Below are 20,849 nucleotides of genomic sequence, written 5' to 3'. Positions count from 1 at the left end.
GATATCAAAAAGAAGATGCCGAATCAAGTGCGGCATTTTCTTTTTTGACGTTAAGCAGAAACTTGTAATACTAGCTTTCCACCCACTTCTCGAATGACTTTCACCAAGTAATCCACTGTGTCTTTATTCATACGGTGATTGATCAAGCAGGCACGAATTACAAATTGATTGTTGATGATAGTGCCAGTGATAAACACTCGTCCGTCTTGTTCAAGTGCTGGAATAAGCTTCCTATTTAGCTTATCTATTTCAACTTCATCTGTTAATCCATGGGTAAATTGAAAACAGGTAACTGCTAAATGTGATTTACTTTTCAACTCAAAATCAGTTGCCTCTTTTACTTGGTCAGCGAGGTAGTGTGCCAAGTCAATGTCCTTCTGGATCATAGATCTAAGCTTTTCCATACCATACGTTTTCAGACTCATCCAGACCTTCACCGCTTTGGCATTTCTGGATAGCTGGAAATAATGCTCATTGAAATTGGTTCTACCTTGTTCTTCCAGACGAGTATCCAGATACGAGGCTTTTTTATAGTAGGTGCGCTGAAGAATGTCGAAATTCTTTACCAGTAAGCATCCAGCCTCAAATGTTTGATACATCCACTTGTGGAAGTCTAGAGCTAATGAATCTGCCAATTCTATACCTTTATATTCTTCTCGAATAGAATCCAGACAAGCGGGAAGGCCACCATATGCTCCATCAATATGGAACCACATATCTTGCTCTTTTGCAATGGATGCAAGTGCGGCCAGATCGTCGATAGCTCCGGTGTTTACCGTGCCTGCGCTACCAACCAAACAAAAAGGAGTGAAGCCGGCTAGTTTATCCTTAGTAATAGCTTCCTTCAACACATCAAGGTTAATGGTGAAGTCCTCATTCACTTCAATTTTTCTTAGCAGATCTGTCCCAATGCCTAGCTCTTCCATGCTTTTGTCTATACATCCATGAACCTCAGTAGATGCATATACTGTGAATGGTTTCATGCCGAATAGGCCCTTCTCCCTAATCTTGTGATTCTCAAAAAAGACGTTGCGAGCTACTGTTAGCCCAGCAAGGTTAGCTGCCGAACCACCGCTGACCATCACTCCGCCACAGTCTTTTCCGAAATGAGTAAGCTCTCCAGTCCATTTGACTACTCGTTTCTCAATTTCACTTACGGCTGGCCCCAGATGCCACTTACCAACATTTTGATTGATGGTGGCTGTCAGTTTTTCTGCTAGTATGGACATTTGCGATCCACCTGCCATAACATAGGCATACATATACGGACCAATGTTGTGAGTGGAAGTATCCATTACTTTTTCTTTGAAAACATCAAGAACCTCTTCCGGTTTCATTTCTTCTTGAGGCAAGTTTTCAGCAAACCAACTTTCTACTTCTTTCTGCGAAAAGGAATGGTAAGCTTTCTTTTTTTCCAGATCAGAAAGCTGGTTGATAACAAGATCAGATGTTTTATCAAGAAGTTTTTCGAAGTGCTCCGGAGAAAAGTCTAGTGAGTTATTCATTTCCTAATTCGTTTAATGTGCGTGTTTTAAAATCTTTTTGACTGTAATGGATCTCTAATGCTTCCAGCTGATCCATGAAATTGTTTTCTTCTGGAAAGAGCTTTCTTACGCCTTCTGTCCCAGCAGTCCATATTTCTTCAAACCGAGGTAGGTTTTCTTCAGCTTTTTTAGATAGGGTGAAATTTGTCTTTCTGGAATCTGATTTATCTACTGAAGAGTTGAGATAACCGGCTGTCTCCATTTTATTAATCATGGTAATTATGGAAGGGTGGGAGAAATGAAGCTTTGCAGCTATTTCTGTAACAGATAGTTGATTGTATTTCTGGAGGAGCCTAAATATGAGGAACCAGTTGGGTTCAATATCCAAATCCAGTGATTTGTACATCTGTCGTCCACTGTGCACCATGGCATCACTGAGACGCTTCAAACGGACTGATAAGCCTAAGTAACCCAGCTCATTGACGAAATCGTATTGCATATTTATGTAGTTGTCTACATAAATATAAATAAATATGTAGACAACTACATAAAATAATTATTCTATTCCATTTGAGAAGGGGGTAGATATTAAAATCTATTTAATAATTTGAGCAGAGATAATTCGCACATCTTCAATTGGACGACCTTGGTCATTAACCTGTATGGTAGCAATGGAGTCTACAACGTTCATGCCTTTTATAACATCTCCAAAGACGGTGTAATTCTGATCGAGGTGCGGAGCACCACCAATGTTGCGATAAATTTCTCGGTGAGCCTCAGGTATTTCATATTTATCAAAATCGAATGATTCTGATAGTGATTGAATAGAATCATTAAGTGCGGAATATATCTCCCAATTCTCCTGTTCCATTGCATTTACCAATGAGTTTTTTAAAGCTTGATTTTCAGGTGCGTTCAGAGTGTAATGATTTGCAAGCCAGTTATTGATACGTGTTTCTCCTTTATCTATCAGACTATCTGCATTCGGTCCTCTTTGTACAATGTAAAACTGAATCGCAGAGGAGGCTCTTTCCGGATTACCATCTCGGGCTGCTCCTAAAGCACCACGTTTATGAAATAAAGAAGAGTCGAATTCTGCGGGTACTTTATAATCTCTTATTTTATCATTTTTAGAAATATCTGTGCTATCGCGTTCACCTGCTTGAACGACAAAGTCATTAATCACTCGATGAAACAATACACTATCGTATGCACCTTCCTCAACCAACTTTACAAAGTTATCGCGATGTTGAGGGGTTTTATCTGATAACTCTAGGACGATAGCTCCCTTTGTGGTTTGCAATTCAACCTGAATAGGCTTGGGTTCTTCTTCATTGGTTTGAGGAGTAGAACAAGATGCTAGAATGAATAGTAGAAGAATGGTAAGGTTAGTTTTCATGTGTTGATAGTTAGATTTTATTGGACACATGGAATTCGCATGAATGACTTTTTTTTATTAAAAATATTTTTTACAACATGCTCATTTCATAAGTCAAATTTAAGATTAGATAGTTGATCCATCAAAAACAGTTTTACAAGAGTCATTTCAAACAGAAATAATCTAGAGTATCATTGCTTTAATCGTTGAACAATCAGTCTTTATCTACTTATTTGACTATTGAGTTCGATTATCGAGGATTTGGCATCATCTTCGTTAATTACGAGCTCATGAATGTTTTTTTAGATTATTTTCTTACATTTTTCCACAGCGCTTTTGTACTGTTTGTTTTGTTTGGATGGATACCCAAGTCAACGAGGAAAGCACACCTTCTAGCTATTTTACTTGTCTTGTTTGCCTGGCTGGTGATCGGACTTTACAAAGGAGTCATTGGCTACTGTCCACTCACAGATTGGCACTGGGATATCAAAAGAGCATTGGGCGAACGTAATATTCCAAGTTCATTTACTGAGTACATGTTGGAAAAAATCACTGGAATTGACTTTGATAGAAAGCTGGTTGATATTGGAACTGCAACAGGTCTTATTTTGAGTATTCTTCTAGCGACGTATGTGAATCTCAAGAGCTATCTCTCCTCAAGAAAAAGAGTTCTATAAAATCAAGAGTAAGCGAGGATTTCTCATGAAGAGGTATACTTAAGAATAGCATTTGGAATTTTGTATGTCAGACTCAGCTCCTCCATCTTCTTTTTAAAAGCAGTTTGATAATAGTATGGCATTTGCGATCCATGCTGGAAAAACTTCTCATACTTTTCAACTAATTCGGGATAATGCTTTTCTAAGGCATTCATTACTAGTTTCTTACTATTAGCATCTCCATTTCCAAACAGGGTGATTGTTGCTGGAAGGACATAGTTGACCTGCATATCGCTGAATGTTTGAAATGCCAAATCAAGTTGTTCGGTAGTGTCAGATATATAGGGCAAAAGAGGCATCAAGCTTACCCCCGTGAGAAATCCTTCATTCACCGTTTTTTCCAGTGCTGCTAACCTTTGTGTAGGTTTAGTTGCTCCTGGCTCAAAGATCTTCCCCACTTCATCTAGTAAAGTGGAGAAAGAGAAGCTGATGATAGTGCCTCTATCTAGTGTATTTAGATCTTCCGGAAGTATGGCTTGTTCATTTATTTCTTTCAATAAGTCAAAATCTCGTTCGATCAAGTCGGATTTGGTAATGATATGGACAGGGAATCGATGTTTTAATATTACCTCTAAAGCCCTTTGTGTTAATTGGTACTTCTTTTCTACTTGCAGGTATGGATCGGTTGCAGAGGAAAGCACGATAATTCCATATTGATTTTTTTTAGCTTTATTAGAGAGCTGCTTATCGAGAAGCTCTATGGCATTGGTTTTGACGGATAAGCTTTGCTCTAGATTTATTCCATACTTACTTCCTCGTATGTAGCAATACAAACAGTTAAATGAGCAACTGCTATACGGGTTGAATGTGTAATCATCGAGAAACCAGGAGTCTCGTTTCTTAGTCTTATTTAATACAGATTTTACCTCAATTTCTTTGGGCATAATTATATCTGTCTAATCCCATTTTAATCTTTCTTCTAAACCAGTTTTCGACTAGCTCTTCATTGTCAATTTTTTCACTGAATGCTTCGATGATATCGGGGTGAAACTTGGCGGTAGTTTTAGCAGCCCATCCCATCCCTTGTCTTATCTCTTTATCCTTTGAATTTGCGCGTTTGATTAGGTGCTCGAAAGCAAACGTAACGTTTGATTTGTCCAATCCCTTTTTAATGGCATAATGCACACCAGCACCCAATGATCGAATGACCCATCTATTTTCATGCTGAAATAGTTGATCAAGTTTTCCTCGCATGTAAGCAGGCTCATTTAAAAAATGATAGCCATATACACGTTCTCCGATGATATCACAGATATACCATGCATCAGCCATCGAGATATATTCAGTTGCTTTTTCAATAGACTGGTCTGGGTATTCTGTAAGCCTTTTTTGTAAGATGATGCCAATGATTACATTTCCGCCAATCGTTTTTAGTTGTTCAATCAGGTCGCAGATTTCAATATGTAAATCAACAGAAATAGAATCATATATTTCTACTCCACAATATTCCAAAAGTGGGAATCTAATTTTCGCTTGTAAAAGACGTGTATGCAGTCCTCTTACAAATGGAGAAATGTCGTCTCTATCGAAACTGATCAAAGAAGCTTCTAGTTCTTCCTTTACTACACCTTTTTTGGTAATGACTTTCAATCGTAAATTGAATTATTGAAAAGAAAGATAAGGACTAAATAAGATAGTTGCTATCAAATTCTCTTTAGTAAATTAAGTCTATGAGCCTTTAGATCACTCATTTTTATTAATTTCAATTCTGTATGGAAAATCAGAAAATCTTCAAGAAAATCATGGTTGCCAATCGAGGCGAAATAGCTATTCGCGTACTGCGAGCAATCTCCGAGCTCCATGTACGATCAGTAGCTATTTACACGCATGAAGATCGTTATTCACTGCACCGATACAAGGCTGATGAGGCCTATCAAATTGGAGTAAATGAAGAACCATTGAAACCATATTTGGATATTGAAGAGATTATTTCTGTAGCAAAAGAAAATGAAGTAGATGCCATACATCCGGGGTATGGATTTCTCTCGGAGAACGTAGCTTTTGCTACTCGTTGCAGGGAAGAGGGTATTACGTTTGTCGGCCCAGCACCTGAAGTGATGGCCCAACTAGGAGACAAAGTGATGGCCAAGAAAGTAGCTAGAGCAGCAAATGTCCCCGTGATTGAGGATAACCAAGAAGTCTTGGTAGATGAAAAAACTGCAGTGAAAGAGGCTGATCGAATAGGTTATCCTGTGATTATAAAAGCAGCAGCTGGTGGTGGCGGACGTGGGATGCGAGTGGTTAGCGATGAAAAACAGTTGGTGAAATCCTTCAATGAAGCTAGATCTGAGGCTGGAAAGGCTTTTGGTGATGACACCATTTTTCTGGAAAAATATGTAGAGAATCCAAAGCATATAGAGGTACAGATACTTGCAGATAATTCGGGTAATATGGTTCACCTGTACGAACGAGATTGTTCTGTGCAGAGGCGATTTCAAAAGGTAGTAGAAATAGCACCCAGTTATGGATTAAAAGATGAGACTCGATATAAACTATATGAATATGCCTTGAAAATCGCAGGGCAGGTCAACTATAACAATGCAGGAACGGTAGAGTTTCTAGTAGATCCTGATGAAAATATTTATTTCATTGAGGTTAACCCTAGGGTACAGGTGGAGCACACCATCACTGAGGAGATTACAGGGATTGATATTGTACGTTCTCAGTTATTGATTGCTTCAGGTTGTGAACTTTCACACCCACAAATATTCATACGATCTCAGGAAGATATCTCTACCAAGGGATTTGCCATTCAATGTAGGGTGACAACTGAGGATCCGACCAATGGGTTTAAACCAGACTATGGTACCGTGATTGCGTATCGTAGTGCCGGCGGATTTGGGATTCGATTGGATGCGGGAAATGTCTATCAAGGGGTGAAAATCTCTCCGTTTTTTGATTCATTGTTGGTGAAGGTTACCGCAAAAGGCCGCACATTGAAAGGAAGTGCCCAGCGCCTACACCGAGCTTTGAGAGAGTTCAGAGTGAGAGGAGTAAAGACAAACATAGGTTTCCTTGAAAATGTGATCTATACAAAAGATTTCTTTGAAGGAAGAGCCACTGTAAACTTCATTGATAGTCACCCTGAATTGTTTGAAATCAAAAAGAGCTTTGATAGGGGAACTAAAACCTTAAAATACATCGGCGAAGTTTCAGTTAATGGAAACCCAGATGTTAAATCATTCGACCCAACAAAAACATTCAGATTGCCTCAGCCACCTGCGCTTGAGAAGAGGGCTCTAATTCCTGAGGGATCAAGAGATCTATTGAAGAAATTGGGAAGAGAAGGTTTTATAGATTCAATCAAGAAAGATCCGAAGATTTACTTTACGGATACCACATTCAGAGACGCACATCAATCACTCTTAGCTACCCGATTCAGAACGGAGGATATGATGAAGGTAGCTCGCAGTTATGCTGCTGAAAACCCAGAAATTTTTTCTCTAGAAATGTGGGGAGGAGCGACTTTTGATGTATCCATGCGTTTTCTGAAAGAAAGCCCATGGAAGCGATTGCAATTGATGCGAGAAGCTATTCCGAATATCTTATTTCAAATGCTATTGAGAGGGTCCAATGGTGTGGGGTATACAGCCTACCCAGACAATCTCATTGAAAAATTTATTGAAAAGTCCGCTGAGAACGGGATGGACATCTTCCGAATTTTTGATTCACTAAACTGGATCGAGAACATGAAGGTAAGCATCAAGTCCGTTCGCGAACGAACAGAATCATTGGCGGAAGCATGCATTTGCTATACTGGAGAACTTCAGGATGACGATCAGAAAAAATACACCTTGCAGTATTATCTAGACATGGCACGTCAGCTTGAAGATGAAGGTGCTCATATGTTGGCAATCAAAGATATGGCTGGATTGTTGAAGCCTTATAGTGCTGAGATACTTGTGAGTGAATTGAAGAAAGTAGTAGATATGCCTATTCACCTACATACGCATGATACATCATCTATTCAATCTGCGATGTATTTGAAGGCAATCGAGTCAGGGGTTGATATTGTGGATGTTTCATTGGCGTCTATGTCTGGGCTTACTTCTCAACCAAATTTCAATTCATTGGTTGCTTCACTTGAGTATCATGAGCGAGGTAGGAAAATGAATATGGACTCGTTGAATGCGCACTCAACTTACTTTGAAGACGTCAGAGAATTTTATTATCCATTTGAGTCAGGACTGAAAGCAGGGACAGCAGAAGTGTATGATCACGAAATTCCGGGAGGTCAGTATTCGAACCTACGGCCACAAGCCATTGCTCTGGGACTAGAGCATAAGTTTGAAACGATTAAGAAAAACTATGCAGCGGTAAATGAGTTGTTCGGGGATATTGTGAAGGTGACACCTTCCTCGAAAGTAGTAGGGGATATGGCTATGTTCATGACAGCCAATGATCTATCTGCTGAAGATGTGATGGAAAAAGGAGGGTCACTTTCTTTTCCAGAATCTGTCATTGGATTCTTTAAAGGAGATCTGGGTCAACCGCATGGCGGCTTTCCAGAAAATATTAGCAATCTCATCTTGAAGAACCAGAAGCCCATGAATGGAAGGGCCAATGATAACATGGAGTCGGTTGATTTTGATAAGGAATTTGCAGCCTTCCAAAAAGAATATCCAGAAATGGATTTTGAGGAGTTTTTGTCGTTCAAACTCTACCCAAAAGTGTTCAAGGAATACTACGAACACATCCAGGAATACGATGAGGTCACCCATCTTCCAACACCTGCATTCTTCTACGGAATGAAAGTAGGAGAAGAGATCATGGTAGAGATAGGACGAGGAAAAAACATTATTATCGAATTGGTAGGTATCATTGACCCGGATGAACATGGTATGCGATTAGTGGCTTTTCGCCTGAATGGCCAGATTAGAAGAATTGCAATAAGAGACAAGAAAGTAGCAGTTCAGCATGTCTCCAATAGAAAAGCAGAAGCGGATAATGAGATAGGTTCACCGCTGCAAGGAAAGATAGGAGAGATCAAAGTCAAAGAAGGCGACAAAATATCGAAGGATAATGTATTGTTTGTTATTGAAGCCATGAAGATGGAAACATCTGTTTCTTCAACTCAGGATGGAGTCGTGAAGAAAATATACCTAAAAGAAGGAGAACTTGTAGCACAGGATGATTTGGTGATTGAGATAGGTTGAACATATAATATCAAGCCATTAGGAATTTGTAGATTCTCTCATTTTCATGGTCATCATCTCGATCTTGCAGATGAAGCTCTTTGATTACATCTGGTCACATGTGTTTGCGAGATTAGTGAATAAATCAAACGACTAATTAACTTTTTTTCTTTTATTGATCCACCACTTCATGGTAAATCCAAATAAAAGTCCTGCGATCATCCATATTAAACAGATGACCCAAATAGAGGTGGAGCTGAAGTTCTTGTCTAATATTAGCCTCATAAAGGCGGTATGAATACTGCCTGTGATTAACCCCCATACCAAAACAGTAATTATCACTTTCTTCGTACTCATTTTCGGTTTATTCTAAACTATTATAAATCATTTCAATTTTATCTAAAAACAACTCAAAGTTCTGAGGCTTTTTTCTTCACATCTTTTAATGTTGTTTAACTGATTTTGTGATAGGGATGAAGTGACCGAAGGCAACCTTTGTGTAAGTAATATCATTGAGACTTATATGAGATTTTTCACAAAGATTCTGGTTCTAATAATTTTTATCAGTCTAGAGACTCAAGCACAAAAGCACAAAGAGTTTTCAGTTGAAGGCTTTATTCTTAATGCTCAAACCAGTGCCCCAATTCCTTATGCTAACATTGGAATACTCAACACTGAGATTGGTACACTATCCAATGAAGATGGGTCCTTTTCAATCAGAATATTAGCAAAATATACAGATCAAAATATCATATTTTCGTCTATAGGGTACGAACAGAAGTCAATTACAGTAAATGATATTGATTTATCAAAACCACTGAAAATCTTACTTAAGGAATTGGTAGGAAAACTAGAAGAAGTTGTTGTGACTTCTGAAAAATTTGAAAAGCAGAAAGAGGTGTTTGGAAACGGAAAGAGTTTGTTACTAAATGGATTAACTAAAGGAGATACACTTTATGCAGGTGCTGCTGCCGCTCTATTGATTGATAAGCATCAATATCCTGATCTTACTTATATACAGGAGGCTTCCCTATATATAGCTAGGAACAAAATGCCGTCCTTTAAAGTGCGCATGCGACTGATGGCAGTGGATAGCACAAATGGATTAAAACCTGGCGATGATATTCTCTTTGAACAGGTGGTGATTCAATCTTCCATAAAAAAGGGATGGTTGAAATTTCCGTTAGAGAAAGTCCATCAAATAGAAAATGATGCTTTTTACTTAATGTTTGAGTGGATATTGAATAAGGAGGATAGAAAATATATACATGATGTCTATGAAGAGTATTTTAATGCATACCCGGAAAACATTCGATACGACACTACCATAGTTGATGGTGAAGTGATAATGACTAATGTATTACCAAGGGCTTTGGCAGGGACCTTTTTTGGAATAACTAGTTCAACAAAGGATTTGAACAGTTTTTTGTGTTATTCCAGAAATCACAGTTTTGGTGAATGGGACCGGCTAGCTCATACATTATCCGCTAAAATAAAAATCGCTAATTATCCGTTAGAGCCGAACTCGATAGAGAGAAAGACTAGAGAGTTATCAATTACGGATTCAATTACCCAATGGGCTGAATCATTTCGAGAGGAACAGAATATTCCTGGTTTGCAACTAGCTGTGATGAAGAATGATAGCCTGATGTATTCTAATGCATTTGGCTATTCCGATCAATTGAATAAGGTAAAAGCCAACCCTACTACTCAATTTAGGATTGCAAGTGTATCAAAGACATTGACCTCTGCCGGTATCATGAAACTCGTTTCAGAAGGCAAGGTTGATTTGGATGAATCAGTGAGGGAATATGTCCCAACATTTCCTCAAAAGAAATATCCAATAAAAGTCCGACAGCTTTTAAGCCACCTGGGAGGTATCAGGGATTACTATGGGGTAAGCTGGAAAGATGAATTATTTATTCAAGAGCATTATAACAGCTCGAATGAAGCCATTTCTATATTTAGCAATGATAGTTTAGTAGCAGAACCTGGGACTCAATTCGTCTACTCATCTTTTGGCTACACCCTTTTAGGAGCCATAATAGAAAGTGCTTCTGACCAATCATACCTTGATTATATGAGTAATGAAATTTGGAGGCCTCTGAAGATGAGTTTTACGTATGGTGACATTGCAGATAGCACAATGAATGATAAAAGCAAGTTTTACTTTCTGACAGGAGAAGAAGCTTCGCCATATGATTTGAGTTATATATATCCATCTGGAGGATTGGTATCAACTTCAGAGGATTTGGTCAAGTTTGGATCAATGCTATTGAATGGTAAACTGCTTGACGAATCTTCTCTCGATCAAACCTTTAACACACAATACACATCTAAAGATGAGCCCACTGGATATGGACTTGGTTGGTATCTTGGAAAAGATTCTAATGATACCAAAGCCTGGTATCATGCTGGAGAGCTCCCTTCATCAGGTTCCTTTGTTGTCATTTACCCTGAGCATAATCTTGTCATTACACTCTTAGCTAATTCACCAATAATATCTGAAGCTGATGATGGCTTTTCAGATGAAATACAAAGACTAGGTGAAATAATTTATAATCACTAATTCACAATCTCAATTCTATCCAAGAGCAACTCAAAGCTCTGAGGTTTTTTATTTCCGATAAGGAAAGTGATTTCCTGAATAGAATTATGAGTAAAGTTTGACCCACTTAATTTTCTTCCTCGAAAGGAGGGATACATCTCTTTGAGTGGAATTTTAATAACCTCCCATTCACCAGAAGTTTGAAAGGGAAATATGTACGAGTAGTATGCTCGAGTATCATTTTTGACTCGAAATTGATAGTCTTTTTCATCACCTTTTAGATAAATCTTTATCACTCCGTCTGGTGATACCTTTTCTAAATCCAAACGATATCTTACTGACGAAAACCCACCATTATTTTCAAGAGAGACCTCCCCAGAAAAAACTCCATGACCCTCTTCACTCAATGAGAAATTCCCATTTGATCGGCCTCCCATCACCACATCGTCGACAATTTGCCAGCTAGAAATTTTTGACTTTTCATCAAAATCAAAGAGGATTATCGAGTTGGATAAGTTTATCATTAAAAGAAAGTATAGGGATAAAAACATAAGAAAATGTGTTACTACTATCTTAACTCGCCAGACTCACATTGGTTTTAATACTTAATAGTCAGGTATATTTTTCCCCAGTATGATATCCCTCTTTACCTTCACGAGAGCACTCTCTGATTCTTTTTTTGGAGTTGTAACTCCTGACCCACCACGATTTTTTTGATTTTCAATTTCTGATCGTGTCAAGAGTGGATCGTCAGTAAAGATTACATTATCAATGTAATAAGGATTTGTATCTGATTCTTTCACTGTCATATGAATATGTTGGGAGATGGTCGTGTTAGGATATGAAGCAGGCTTGAAAGTATAGAAATCGTATCGGCCATTCTCTCCGGTTTTTATCCATCCTCGTATAAATCCATGTCTTTTACCCCAGCCTTTTTCTTTTCCTGTAGTCTCATAAATGCCTTCCCTATTGGTATGATAGATATAGACAATCACGTCTTTGGCAGGAGTTTTTCCATTGTTATGAAACACTGTGCCATACAGATGAACCTTTGGGCCATTCGGTTGAAAACCAGGTAAAGTATCGGTTGAATTTAATGATTCTTCTTCATACTCTAGAAGCGCTTCACACCCCTCACATGGTCCTCCTACTATTTTTTGATTATTGGTTTGAGAATGACATCCATATAATATAAAACTGAATATGGTGGAGACGATAAACTCTTTCATTCCTAGTTCATACGAGATTTCTTTTTAAAAAGATAGATTTCTAATAGAGATGAGCAAAAAATGAAACATATAAGTAATGTAATCGTTAATGATAGTATTGCTATTTAAAAAGATATTAATACTATGAAAATTTTATATTCCATTTTCTTTCTGTCTTTCTGTATTGCAGGGTATTCACAATCTGAAATTGAACTCCCTCTAGAAGATCAATACGATGTTGTTACAAATGAATGGCTTGCAAAGTCTGCTTATCTAAAGACATACAGTGGAGTAAATGAGTATTGTCAGAATCCTGCCTTTCGAAAATCAGTTGATAGGTTATTGAATGAGATACATGGATTTGATTCCCTGATAGTTGCTAGACTTGAAGATCCAACAGCCTATTTTAGTTGGAATTCAAAAGAAGAGAAGAAAACCATGAATGATGTTCTTCAGCTCGAAGAAGATTATAGCATGCATGGATTCGTAGATCAAATGCGAAAGTCATGCCTGTTTCGCAATGAAATTGAAGCAAATGCTGATAACCTGAAACGAGGTATGGGAGTAGAATCTTACGATGGGAAGATCCTTGTTTTAGAAACGGAGATATCTAAGTATTTGAAGAAGATAGATAAGTTGGTACTACGTGTTGATGAGCATTTACATGTTCTTCACCTGGACCAGTAAGACACTGTTTATTAAGATTAAGGGATCGGGTTGCAGAGTGACCTGATCCCTCTTAGTTATTTCACAGAACTAACCTTTCAAAATTCCATTGGTCATCAATGAGGCATCAGAATTATTTTCTTTTTATATCTGCGAATTCTGAATTGAAACTTTAATATTCCCTATTTCTGATATTCCAAAAGATCTCCTGGTTGACAATCTAGTGCCTCGCACAGCGCCTCTAACGTTGTAAAGCGCATGGCCTTTGCTTTTCCCGTCTTCAATATTGATAGGTTGGCTTCAGTAATTCCCAACCTATTTGCAAGGTCTTTTGACCGTATTTTGCGCTTGGCCATCACTACATCAAGATTCACAATAATAGCCATGGGTTATATCGTTAGTTTATGATCCTCCTGTAACTTATTTCCTTCGGAGAAAATCTCTGCGAGAATGAAACAAATAAGAGCCCAGATAGCATATTGCAAGTTAAGCTCTGTGATTAGTCGCATACTACTTTCTATTTCTTTAATCGATACTAAGCCTATGCCAAACCAAAGAAGAAAGAGCTTTCCCATTTTTCGAAAAGATTTTACATTCTCAATTCTAAATGTTTCAATACTTGAAATCGATCTAACAATGCGTATGGCAATTTTGAGTACCAAATAAATTATTCCAGTAATGATTAATGCTTTCAGACAAGTAAAGTAGAAATAAAAGTTTCCATAATCACTTAAAGGAATGCCCTCAGCAGACGGACTTGTCTGGAATTTGAAAACGCTGGAATCATTAACCATCTTAATAGAATCGAAAATGCTGACATCTATTTGCCAGGCAATCATGAAGAAAACTAGAAGCACGGCCAGGAAAATATCTAATACAAGGATAAACCTGGCGACAGCAATCGATAATTTAAGGAGATTGTTTTTCATTTTTTAAAATTTATATCTGCAATTATATAAATAATTATTTAAAAACAATAATTATTTATTGAATAACCATCTTTAAAGATTAGTGGATGATTTTCGAATTATTATCAGATTGGATGATGTTGACAAATTCTGCTTTAGTAAATTCTGCCTGTTTTTAGCTATATAAGACAAGCATACTATTTTAGAGTAAAATTGATTTGAATGGAAGTAATTGATCTATTAAAGAAAGTACCAGAGTTTGAAAATGTTCCAGCGGAGCAGTTGAAATGGATGATGGATAAAAGCGATTGCTTAACAATCAAAAAGGGTGATTACCTGTTTGAGCCAGGGAGTGCTATCGATAAGTTACTTATCGTATTGGATGGATCATTTACGATCAAAATGCCAAGGAAGAATCAGTTTCAAACAGTAGGAACTTTTGAAGCACCAGTCATATCAGGCATGCTTCCTTACTCCAGAGCCGATAAGGCCAGAGCTTTCGCTGAAGCAAAAAAAGAATCATGTGTCGTAAGTCTGCATCAGTCTTTCTTCGGTGATATGATAAAGGAATGTCACGAGTTGACCACAGCTCTTGTGCATACGATGAGTAGCCGTATAAGACAATTCACAAAGCTGGAGCAGCAAGATGATAAGATGATGGCACTCGGAAAGCTTTCGGCAGGTTTAGCACATGAACTAAACAACCCTTCTGCGGCGGTGGTGAGAAGCTCAAAAGAATTGTCAAAGCATTTGAAGTTTTTACCTGATAAGTTCAAAGCAGTCATAAAAATTGACATGGAGGATGAGGATGTTGATCGTGTCAATAATTTGCTTTTCGATAAAATCAATGGAGGTCTGCGTGAGATCAAAATGATGGAGAGGAGCGAGAAAGAAGATGAGATGATTGAGTGGTTGGAGAAAAGAAAGATTGATGACCCTGAAGAACTAACAGACAACTTTATAGACTATGGTTTTGAAATTAAAGATCTTGAGGTAATTGGGCAGACTACTCCTAAATGGGATTATGGAGCTGTTTTTGGCTGGATCAATCAAGTCATGACAACTGAAAGATTAGTTGGCGAAATAGAGGATGCCTCTCAGCGAATCAATGACCTTGTGCTTTCAGTAAAAAGTTATACGCACATGGATCAAGCTCCAGCAAAGACAGAAACAGATCTACACGTTGGTATCAGCAATACGCTAACCATGCTCAATCATAAGCTGAAGGATAATCGAATTGAGGTACAAAAAGAATTTGATGAGCAGCTCCCGCAACCGGAAGTAATGCCAAATGCCATTAATCAAGTCTGGACGAATCTCATTGATAATGCTATAGATGCGATGGAAGAAAGGGAAAGTAGAGTGTTAACCATTAGTACTGTTAAAGATGGTGACTTTGTAAAGGTTAAGATTTCGGATACTGGTTCAGGCATTCCTGACGATATAAGAGATAAAATTTTCGACCCCTTCTTCACCACCAAACCAATAGGTAAAGGAACGGGCCTTGGACTGGAAAATGTCCAACAAATCGTAAAAGTTCAGCACAATGGAACCATTGATATTAAATCAAAGTCTGGTCATACTGTATTCACTGTTTGTTTGCCAATTAAAGCAGCTTAGCCGATGAAAAAGCCGATTATTTTACTTGTAGATGACGATCCATCTGTTTTAAAGTCTGTGACTCGAGATGTTCGATCGATGTATAAAAGTGATTACAAAATTTTAGCAACCGAATCCGCGAATGAGGCACTTGATTTTTTAAAAGACCTTAAAAACAGAGGTGAAGTTGTGGCGCTCTTTCTTTCTGATCAGCGAATGCCTGATATGCTGGGTGTTGAATTTTTAGAGCAAGCTAAAAAATTCTACCCCGAAGCAAAGCGAATCCTTTTGACTGCATACTCTGATACAGAAGCAGCTATAAAAGCCATCAATGCGGTCCAATTAGATTATTATCTTCTTAAGCCATGGAATCCACCTGAGGAAAAGCTGTATCCAATTTTGGATGATCAACTAGATGCGTGGCAAAGTAGTTTTTTCCCTGACTTTGATGGAATAAAAATCGTCGGGTATCAATGGTCTCCCAAGTCTCACGAGATTAAAGATTTTTTAGCAGGTAATCTCATCCCATATCAATGGTTAGATATTGAGGTTAATGAGAAAGGGCAAGAGCTTTTAGAAATTAATAATATTGGCCACAAGGATTTACCTGCTGTTTTTTTTGAAGATGGATCCTATTTAACGAATCCTTCGATGGCTGAAGTAGGTAAGAAGACCGGAATGTCTATTCAGGCGAAGCAAGAAATGTATGATGTGGCTGTTATTGGAGCAGGTCCAGCTGGTTTGGCTGCAGGAGTTTATGGTGGATCAGAAGGATTAAATACGCTGTTAATAGAAAAACGAGCTCCAGGTGGGCAAGCAGGCACAAGTTCTCGGATAGAAAACTACCTAGGCTTTCCAAATGGACTTAGTGGGGCAGACCTTTCTAGACGAGCGATCACACAAGCTACGAGGTTTGGCATTGAATTCTTATCACCACAAGAGGTGGCTGATATTAGTGTCAAAGACAATTATAAGATTATAAGATTAAAAGATGGATCGGTAGTTAACACCAAAGCTGTCATTATCACAAGTGGGGTAGACTATAGAAAACATCCTGCAAAAGGAATTGATGACTTTACTGGTGCAGGCATTTACTATGGAGCTGCAACAACGGAGGCGAACGCATGCCAGGATCAAGATATATACATTGTTGGAGGAGGTAACTCTGCTGGACAGGCAGCCATGTACCTTTCCAAGTTTGCTAAGAATGTCTATATCGTAATTCGAAAACCAGACTTATCGTCAAGCATGTCACAGTACTTGATCAATCAAATTGATGAAACCAATAACATATCAGTTCTAGGTTATACCGAAATCACAGAAGTGAAAGGGGATGAACGTCTGGAAAAAGTAGTATTAAAAAACAGTAGTTTAAATACGACAGAGGAGAAAGAAGGTACCGCTCTCTTCATATTCATTGGAGCTAAGCCAATGACCGATTGGATTGAATTGGATCTTATTAAAGATCAGCGAGGGTTTTTGGAAACAGGCCCAGCTCTTATTAAATATGAAAATTTTGAAAAGAATTGGAAGCTAAAAAGAGAACCTTTTCTTCTAGAAACATGCATCCCCGGAATATTTGCAGCAGGAGATGTCAGGGCTGGAGCCATGAATAGGGTAGCATCGGCTGTAGGTGAAGGATCTATGGCCATTAAATTTGTTCATGAATATCTTGCCAATACTTAAAATTTAAAACGAAGCGATATGAATTTCGGATCATGTGAACACATCAGAAATGCAGAAAGAAAAGAATCTAAAGCTTACGAATGCGAGGAGTGTGTAAAGAGCAGTGACAGGTGGGTGCATCTTCGCACGTGCCAGGAGTGTGGAGTTACATTGTGTTGTGATTCTTCACCTAACAAGCATGCTTCCTCGCATGCAAAATCTCATGAACATCCGGTAGTAGTCTCAGCTGAACCAGGAGAAAATTGGATGTATTGCTATGTACATGAGACGTTGAAGGATTCTTAGTCTGCGAGAAGTTACAAAAGCAGAACTGAAGAATGAAGGTGAAGACCATGTGGGCAGTGATGGCGAGGTAAATATTTCAAAGAAAATATGATGGAATAGGTTCTTTCAAGTCTTCATATCTCGTTTTACATCAGCACTCCGCTAACTTAGCCTTGTGAATCCTTCTGAAATTTTAAAACAGTACTGGGGCTATGACTCTTTCCGACCTTTGCAGGAAGAGATTATTCAATCTGTTTTGGATGAGAAAGAGACATTGGCACTGCTTCCAACTGGAGGAGGAAAATCTATTTGTTTTCAGGTCCCTGCAATGGTCTTGGAAGGAATTTGTATCGTCGTGTCTCCCCTAATATCCTTAATGAAAGATCAGGTAGAGCAGCTTCAAAGGAGAGGGATTAAGGCAGTTTCTATTTATTCTGGGATGAGCAAAAGGGAAATTGATATAACCCTTGATAATTGTATTTATGGAGGGTTTAAATTTATCTATGTTTCTCCTGAACGCTTAAAAACTGAGATATTTCTAGAACGTGCAAAACAAATGAATATCTGCCTACTGGCGATTGATGAGGCTCATTGTATTTCTCAATGGGGCTATGATTTCAGACCTCCATATTTGCAGATTTCAGAATTTAAAAAGGAAATATCTTCACCAAGATTAATAGCCTTGACTGCTACTGCTACGAAGGAAGTAAAAAAGGACATTACAGAAAAGCTCGAAATGGATGATGTGCAAATCTTCCAGAAAAGCTTTGCCAGAGCAAATCTCTCCTATTCTGCATTCAGGCTAGAAAATAAGGGACAAAAATTATTGGAGATTCTTCAAAACGTACAAGGTACAAGTGTCATATATGTAAGGAGTAGAAAACGGACTAAAGAGATTGCAGATTTACTTCGTAGAAGTAATGTCTCAGCGGACTATTATCATGCAGGTCTCTCAGGGAAAGATCGTTCGGATAGGCAAGAAGCATGGATCAATAACAAGATTCGTGTAATTGTAGCCACAAATGCATTTGGAATGGGCATTGATAAACCTGATGTACGAACGGTTATTCATATGGATTTACCTGACTCTTTAGAAGCATACTACCAAGAAGCCGGTCGAGCTGGTCGAGATGAAAAGAAAGCTTATGCGGTAGCCTTATTTCATAACCAGGATATTGATGAATTAAAGGATCGAACTGAGAGATCAGTCGTTTCTTTAGAACAGATAAAGAGGACTTATCAAGCATTAGCTAACTACTTCAAGATGGCCATAGGTAGTCATGAATTTTCGAATTTTCCCTTCAATTATGAACAGTTTATAAATACCTACAACCTGCCTATGATTGAAACATACGGCGCATTAAAAAAGCTGAGTGACGAAGGGTTGATCCAAATGACAGAAGGGTATTATGAGCACTCAAAGATTACTTTCTTACTGGAAAAAAATGAGACATATAAGTTTCAAATATCAAACCCTAAGCTTGACCCACTCATAAAAATTTTGTTGAGATTGTACGGAGGTGAAGTATTTGCTGGTTATGCCAAAATCAAAGAAAAAGATATCGGTTCGTTGTTAAAGACAGATAAAGTTCAAGTGAGGAAGTGGTTGAAGTTTTTAAACGACAACCAAGTGATAGATTATCAGCCAGCACTCGATTCTGCCACCATTACTTTTCTAACACCCAGAGAGGATGCAGAAAAATTGCCTATTGATGCGAATCAGATTGAGTGGAGAAGGAAGTTAGCAAGAGAGAAAGCCAAGTCAGTGATTGACTATGTGGGATCACATGAATGCCGAACCCAAATTTTTCAACATTATTTTGACGAGGAAACGACGCTCACTTGTGGAGTGTGTGATAACGATCTAGAAAGAAAGAAACAATTGAACGCCAGCGATATACCTGTTGATGGTGTATTAGATGTATTAGAGGCTCCACGCAATATTTCTGAAATTCGAGCACTTTTGGCTAGCCACACGCAAGATCAGATAATGGAAGCCTTACGTATCCTCATCGAGGATAAGAAAGTTATTGAATCCAGAGGAAAATTTGAGTTGATTTAGCTTTCTAAAGCTGCAACTCCAGGAAGAATTTTTCCTTCCATGTATTCAAGCAGAGCTCCCCCACCTGTGGAAACATAAGATACTTTGTCTCCATATCCCAAGTTATTAACTGCAGCAGCAGAATCTCCACCACCAATTAAAGAAAACCCACCATTATCGGTCGCCTTGACTACAGCTTGAGCAATGTTATTAGTGCCTTGAGCAAAATTGCTCATCTCAAAGACACCCATTGGTCCATTCCATAAGATGGTTTTTGAATTCTCAACGATTCTAGAGAAAACTTCTCTTGATTCTGGTCCTATATCCAAGCCCATCCAGCCTTCAGGAATAGCATAATTATCAGCAGTTTGTGTGTTTGCATCATTACTAAAGTCATCTGCTATAATAGAGTCCTTGGGCAGTTGAAGGTCAACTCCTTTTTCCTTTGCTTTAGCTATCAATTCTTTAGCGAGCGTCAATTTGTCCTCTTCTACTAGGGAATTTCCAATTTGTCCACCCATTGCCTTGAAGAAAGTATAGCTCATCCCTCCACCAATAATCAGATGGTCTACTTTGTCGAGCAATTGTTCAATGATCATGATTTTGTCAGAGATCTTTGCCCCACCCATGATAGCTGTAAATGGTCTTTCTGCATTTTCTAGAACTTTTCGAGCATTTTCAAGCTCTGCTTGCATCACATTGCCACAGCACTTTTCATTAAAAAAATCAGCAACTACTGTGGTAGAAGCATGTGCCCTATGAGCCGTTCCAAATGCATCATTCACGTAGATATCCCCCAAGTTGGCTAGCTTCTGCGCAAAAGAATTATCACCAGCAGTTTCCTCCATGTAGAATCTTACATTCTCTAGAAGCAAAACTTCTCCATCATTCAGAGAGGCAGCCTCATCAATGGCGACTTGCCCTATGCAATCATTTGCAAATTTGATTGGCACTCCTAACTTCTGACTCAGGTTTGATGTGATATGGTGTAGTGAGAACTTATCTTCAGGACCATTTTTTGGCCTTCCTAAATGAGACATGAGAATACATGAGCCTCCATCATTTAAGATTTTCTTCAAAGTAGGTATAGCAGCATTGATTCGAGTTTCATCGGTCACATGCATCTCTGCATTGAGAGGGACATTAAAATCGACTCTGATAAGCGCTTTCTTTCCTTTAAAATCGAAATCCTGAATTGTTTTCATAGGTAGAATAA

At 38.3% G+C, this 20,849-nt stretch carries 19 protein-coding genes; 8 read left to right on the top strand and 11 right to left on the bottom strand.

The window, feature by feature from the left end; genetic code table 11:
* Nucleotides 1-50: 50 nt before the first annotated feature.
* The 3 genes from ABJQ32_05240 to ABJQ32_05230 form a co-directional block, all read right to left on the bottom strand.
* The gene (locus tag ABJQ32_05240; GenBank protein MEP5289032.1) at nucleotides 51-1,505 is read right to left on the bottom strand and encodes a pyridoxal-dependent decarboxylase; all 1,455 of its coding nucleotides are present in this window, start codon (nucleotides 1,503-1,505) and stop codon (nucleotides 51-53) included.
* Nucleotides 1,498-1,983, bottom strand: a complete 486-nt coding sequence (locus ABJQ32_05235; GenBank protein ID MEP5289031.1) for a MarR family transcriptional regulator — start codon at nucleotides 1,981-1,983, stop codon at nucleotides 1,498-1,500. Before ABJQ32_05235 ends, ABJQ32_05240 begins: the two co-directional genes overlap by 8 nt.
* A gap of 96 nt (nucleotides 1,984-2,079) precedes the next feature.
* Nucleotides 2,080-2,883: a peptidylprolyl isomerase gene (locus ABJQ32_05230; GenBank protein MEP5289030.1), complete on the bottom strand. Its 804-nt coding sequence runs from the start codon at nucleotides 2,881-2,883 to the stop codon at nucleotides 2,080-2,082.
* Between the two features lie 269 nt (nucleotides 2,884-3,152).
* Here ABJQ32_05230 and ABJQ32_05225 point away from each other — a divergent pair, with 269 nt between their 5' ends.
* Nucleotides 3,153-3,539, top strand: coding sequence for a DUF2784 domain-containing protein (locus ABJQ32_05225; GenBank protein MEP5289029.1), 387 nt, complete (start codon nucleotides 3,153-3,155; stop codon nucleotides 3,537-3,539).
* Between the two features lie 23 nt (nucleotides 3,540-3,562).
* Here ABJQ32_05225 and ABJQ32_05220 read toward each other — a convergent pair whose 3' ends face one another.
* Nucleotides 3,563-4,462 (bottom strand): radical SAM protein, encoded by a 900-nt coding sequence (locus tag ABJQ32_05220; GenBank protein MEP5289028.1) that lies wholly within the window; start codon nucleotides 4,460-4,462, stop codon nucleotides 3,563-3,565.
* Nucleotides 4,446-5,168, bottom strand: coding sequence for a DNA alkylation repair protein (locus ABJQ32_05215; GenBank protein MEP5289027.1), 723 nt, complete (start codon nucleotides 5,166-5,168; stop codon nucleotides 4,446-4,448). The genes ABJQ32_05220 and ABJQ32_05215 overlap by 17 nt, the downstream gene beginning before the upstream one ends.
* 122 nt (nucleotides 5,169-5,290) lie before the next feature.
* On the opposite strand from ABJQ32_05215, the gene ABJQ32_05210 reads away from it, so the two are divergent.
* Nucleotides 5,291-8,734: a pyruvate carboxylase gene (locus tag ABJQ32_05210; protein ID MEP5289026.1), complete on the top strand. Its 3,444-nt coding sequence runs from the start codon at nucleotides 5,291-5,293 to the stop codon at nucleotides 8,732-8,734.
* Between the two features lie 132 nt (nucleotides 8,735-8,866).
* Here the strand turns inward: ABJQ32_05210 and ABJQ32_05205 are convergent, their stop codons facing one another.
* The gene (locus ABJQ32_05205) at nucleotides 8,867-9,070 is read right to left on the bottom strand and encodes a hypothetical protein (protein ID MEP5289025.1); all 204 of its coding nucleotides are present in this window, start codon (nucleotides 9,068-9,070) and stop codon (nucleotides 8,867-8,869) included.
* Between the two features lie 166 nt (nucleotides 9,071-9,236).
* Between ABJQ32_05205 and ABJQ32_05200 the strand changes: the two genes are divergently transcribed.
* Nucleotides 9,237-11,282, top strand: a complete 2,046-nt coding sequence (locus tag ABJQ32_05200) for a serine hydrolase (protein ID MEP5289024.1) — start codon at nucleotides 9,237-9,239, stop codon at nucleotides 11,280-11,282.
* Here ABJQ32_05200 and ABJQ32_05195 read toward each other — a convergent pair.
* Nucleotides 11,279-11,785 carry a CIA30 family protein gene (locus ABJQ32_05195; protein ID MEP5289023.1) on the bottom strand — a complete coding sequence of 169 codons (507 nt, stop codon included), beginning with the start codon at nucleotides 11,783-11,785 and terminating at the stop codon, nucleotides 11,279-11,281. The two genes, ABJQ32_05200 and ABJQ32_05195, sit on opposite strands and share 4 nt — an antisense overlap.
* Before the next feature lie 81 nt (nucleotides 11,786-11,866).
* Complete coding sequence (locus ABJQ32_05190) at nucleotides 11,867-12,490, bottom strand: hypothetical protein (GenBank protein ID MEP5289022.1); 624 nt, start codon at nucleotides 12,488-12,490, stop codon at nucleotides 11,867-11,869.
* Nucleotides 12,491-12,613: 123 nt separating this feature from the next.
* Between ABJQ32_05190 and ABJQ32_05185 the strand changes: the two genes are divergently transcribed.
* A complete protein-coding gene (locus ABJQ32_05185) occupies nucleotides 12,614-13,156 on the top strand; it encodes a hypothetical protein (protein ID MEP5289021.1) in 543 nt (180 codons plus the stop codon).
* A 161-nt stretch (nucleotides 13,157-13,317) separates the two neighbouring features.
* Here the strand turns inward: ABJQ32_05185 and ABJQ32_05180 are convergent, their stop codons facing one another.
* Together ABJQ32_05180 and ABJQ32_05175 are read right to left on the bottom strand one after the other, a co-directional pair.
* Entirely contained in the window at nucleotides 13,318-13,521 is a 204-nt protein-coding gene (locus ABJQ32_05180) for a helix-turn-helix transcriptional regulator (protein MEP5289020.1), read from the bottom strand.
* A gap of 3 nt (nucleotides 13,522-13,524) precedes the next feature.
* On the bottom strand, nucleotides 13,525-14,064 hold the full coding sequence (locus ABJQ32_05175) for a DUF2975 domain-containing protein (protein MEP5289019.1): 540 nt from the start codon (nucleotides 14,062-14,064) through the stop codon (nucleotides 13,525-13,527).
* A 201-nt stretch (nucleotides 14,065-14,265) separates the two neighbouring features.
* On the opposite strand from ABJQ32_05175, the gene ABJQ32_05170 reads away from it, so the two are divergent.
* The 4 genes from ABJQ32_05170 (at nucleotide 14,266) to ABJQ32_05155 (ending at nucleotide 19,654) form a co-directional block, all read left to right on the top strand.
* Complete coding sequence (locus ABJQ32_05170; protein ID MEP5289018.1) at nucleotides 14,266-15,663, top strand: ATP-binding protein; 1,398 nt, start codon at nucleotides 14,266-14,268, stop codon at nucleotides 15,661-15,663.
* Nucleotides 15,664-15,666: 3 nt separating this feature from the next.
* Nucleotides 15,667-17,328, top strand: a complete 1,662-nt coding sequence (locus ABJQ32_05165; protein MEP5289017.1) for an FAD-dependent oxidoreductase — start codon at nucleotides 15,667-15,669, stop codon at nucleotides 17,326-17,328.
* Nucleotides 17,329-17,346: 18 nt separating this feature from the next.
* Nucleotides 17,347-17,613, top strand: coding sequence for a UBP-type zinc finger domain-containing protein (locus ABJQ32_05160; GenBank protein MEP5289016.1), 267 nt, complete (start codon nucleotides 17,347-17,349; stop codon nucleotides 17,611-17,613).
* Nucleotides 17,614-17,767: 154 nt separating this feature from the next.
* Nucleotides 17,768-19,654: an ATP-dependent DNA helicase RecQ gene (locus ABJQ32_05155; protein MEP5289015.1), complete on the top strand. Its 1,887-nt coding sequence runs from the start codon at nucleotides 17,768-17,770 to the stop codon at nucleotides 19,652-19,654.
* On the opposite strand, the gene ABJQ32_05150 is transcribed toward ABJQ32_05155, so the two are convergent.
* Nucleotides 19,651-20,838: a phosphoglycerate kinase gene (locus ABJQ32_05150; protein ID MEP5289014.1), complete on the bottom strand. Its 1,188-nt coding sequence runs from the start codon at nucleotides 20,836-20,838 to the stop codon at nucleotides 19,651-19,653. The genes ABJQ32_05155 and ABJQ32_05150 overlap by 4 nt on opposite strands.
* Nucleotides 20,839-20,849 lie beyond the last annotated feature (11 nt).

It is taken from the genome of Marinobacter alexandrii (assembly GCA_039984955.1).
In the GTDB taxonomy this organism is placed as follows: domain Bacteria; phylum Bacteroidota; class Bacteroidia; order Cytophagales; family Cyclobacteriaceae; genus Ekhidna.
Note: the sequence above shows the minus strand (reverse complement) of the source record. Positions and strands in the feature narration are given on the sequence as shown.

Excerpts from the sequence above, each read along its gene's own strand:
- ABJQ32_05240 (MEP5289032.1), bottom strand. The coding sequence starts at position 1,505 with ATGAATAACTCACTAGACTTTTCTCCGGAGCACTTCGAAAAACTTCTT.
- ABJQ32_05235 (MEP5289031.1), bottom strand. The coding sequence starts at position 1,983 with ATGCAATACGATTTCGTCAATGAGCTGGGTTACTTAGGCTTATCAGTC.
- ABJQ32_05230 (MEP5289030.1), bottom strand. The coding sequence starts at position 2,883 with ATGAAAACTAACCTTACCATTCTTCTACTATTCATTCTAGCATCTTGT.
- ABJQ32_05225 (MEP5289029.1), top strand. The coding sequence starts at position 3,153 with ATGAATGTTTTTTTAGATTATTTTCTTACATTTTTCCACAGCGCTTTT.
- ABJQ32_05220 (MEP5289028.1), bottom strand. The coding sequence starts at position 4,462 with ATGCCCAAAGAAATTGAGGTAAAATCTGTATTAAATAAGACTAAGAAA.
- ABJQ32_05210 (MEP5289026.1), top strand. The coding sequence starts at position 5,291 with ATGGAAAATCAGAAAATCTTCAAGAAAATCATGGTTGCCAATCGAGGC.
- ABJQ32_05205 (MEP5289025.1), bottom strand. The coding sequence starts at position 9,070 with ATGAGTACGAAGAAAGTGATAATTACTGTTTTGGTATGGGGGTTAATC.
- ABJQ32_05200 (MEP5289024.1), top strand. The coding sequence starts at position 9,237 with ATGAGATTTTTCACAAAGATTCTGGTTCTAATAATTTTTATCAGTCTA.
- ABJQ32_05195 (MEP5289023.1), bottom strand. The coding sequence starts at position 11,785 with ATGATAAACTTATCCAACTCGATAATCCTCTTTGATTTTGATGAAAAG.
- ABJQ32_05190 (MEP5289022.1), bottom strand. The coding sequence starts at position 12,490 with ATGAAAGAGTTTATCGTCTCCACCATATTCAGTTTTATATTATATGGA.
- ABJQ32_05185 (MEP5289021.1), top strand. The coding sequence starts at position 12,614 with ATGAAAATTTTATATTCCATTTTCTTTCTGTCTTTCTGTATTGCAGGG.
- ABJQ32_05180 (MEP5289020.1), bottom strand. The coding sequence starts at position 13,521 with ATGGCTATTATTGTGAATCTTGATGTAGTGATGGCCAAGCGCAAAATA.
- ABJQ32_05175 (MEP5289019.1), bottom strand. The coding sequence starts at position 14,064 with ATGAAAAACAATCTCCTTAAATTATCGATTGCTGTCGCCAGGTTTATC.
- ABJQ32_05170 (MEP5289018.1), top strand. The coding sequence starts at position 14,266 with ATGGAAGTAATTGATCTATTAAAGAAAGTACCAGAGTTTGAAAATGTT.
- ABJQ32_05165 (MEP5289017.1), top strand. The coding sequence starts at position 15,667 with ATGAAAAAGCCGATTATTTTACTTGTAGATGACGATCCATCTGTTTTA.
- ABJQ32_05160 (MEP5289016.1), top strand. The coding sequence starts at position 17,347 with ATGAATTTCGGATCATGTGAACACATCAGAAATGCAGAAAGAAAAGAA.
- ABJQ32_05150 (MEP5289014.1), bottom strand. The coding sequence starts at position 20,838 with ATGAAAACAATTCAGGATTTCGATTTTAAAGGAAAGAAAGCGCTTATC.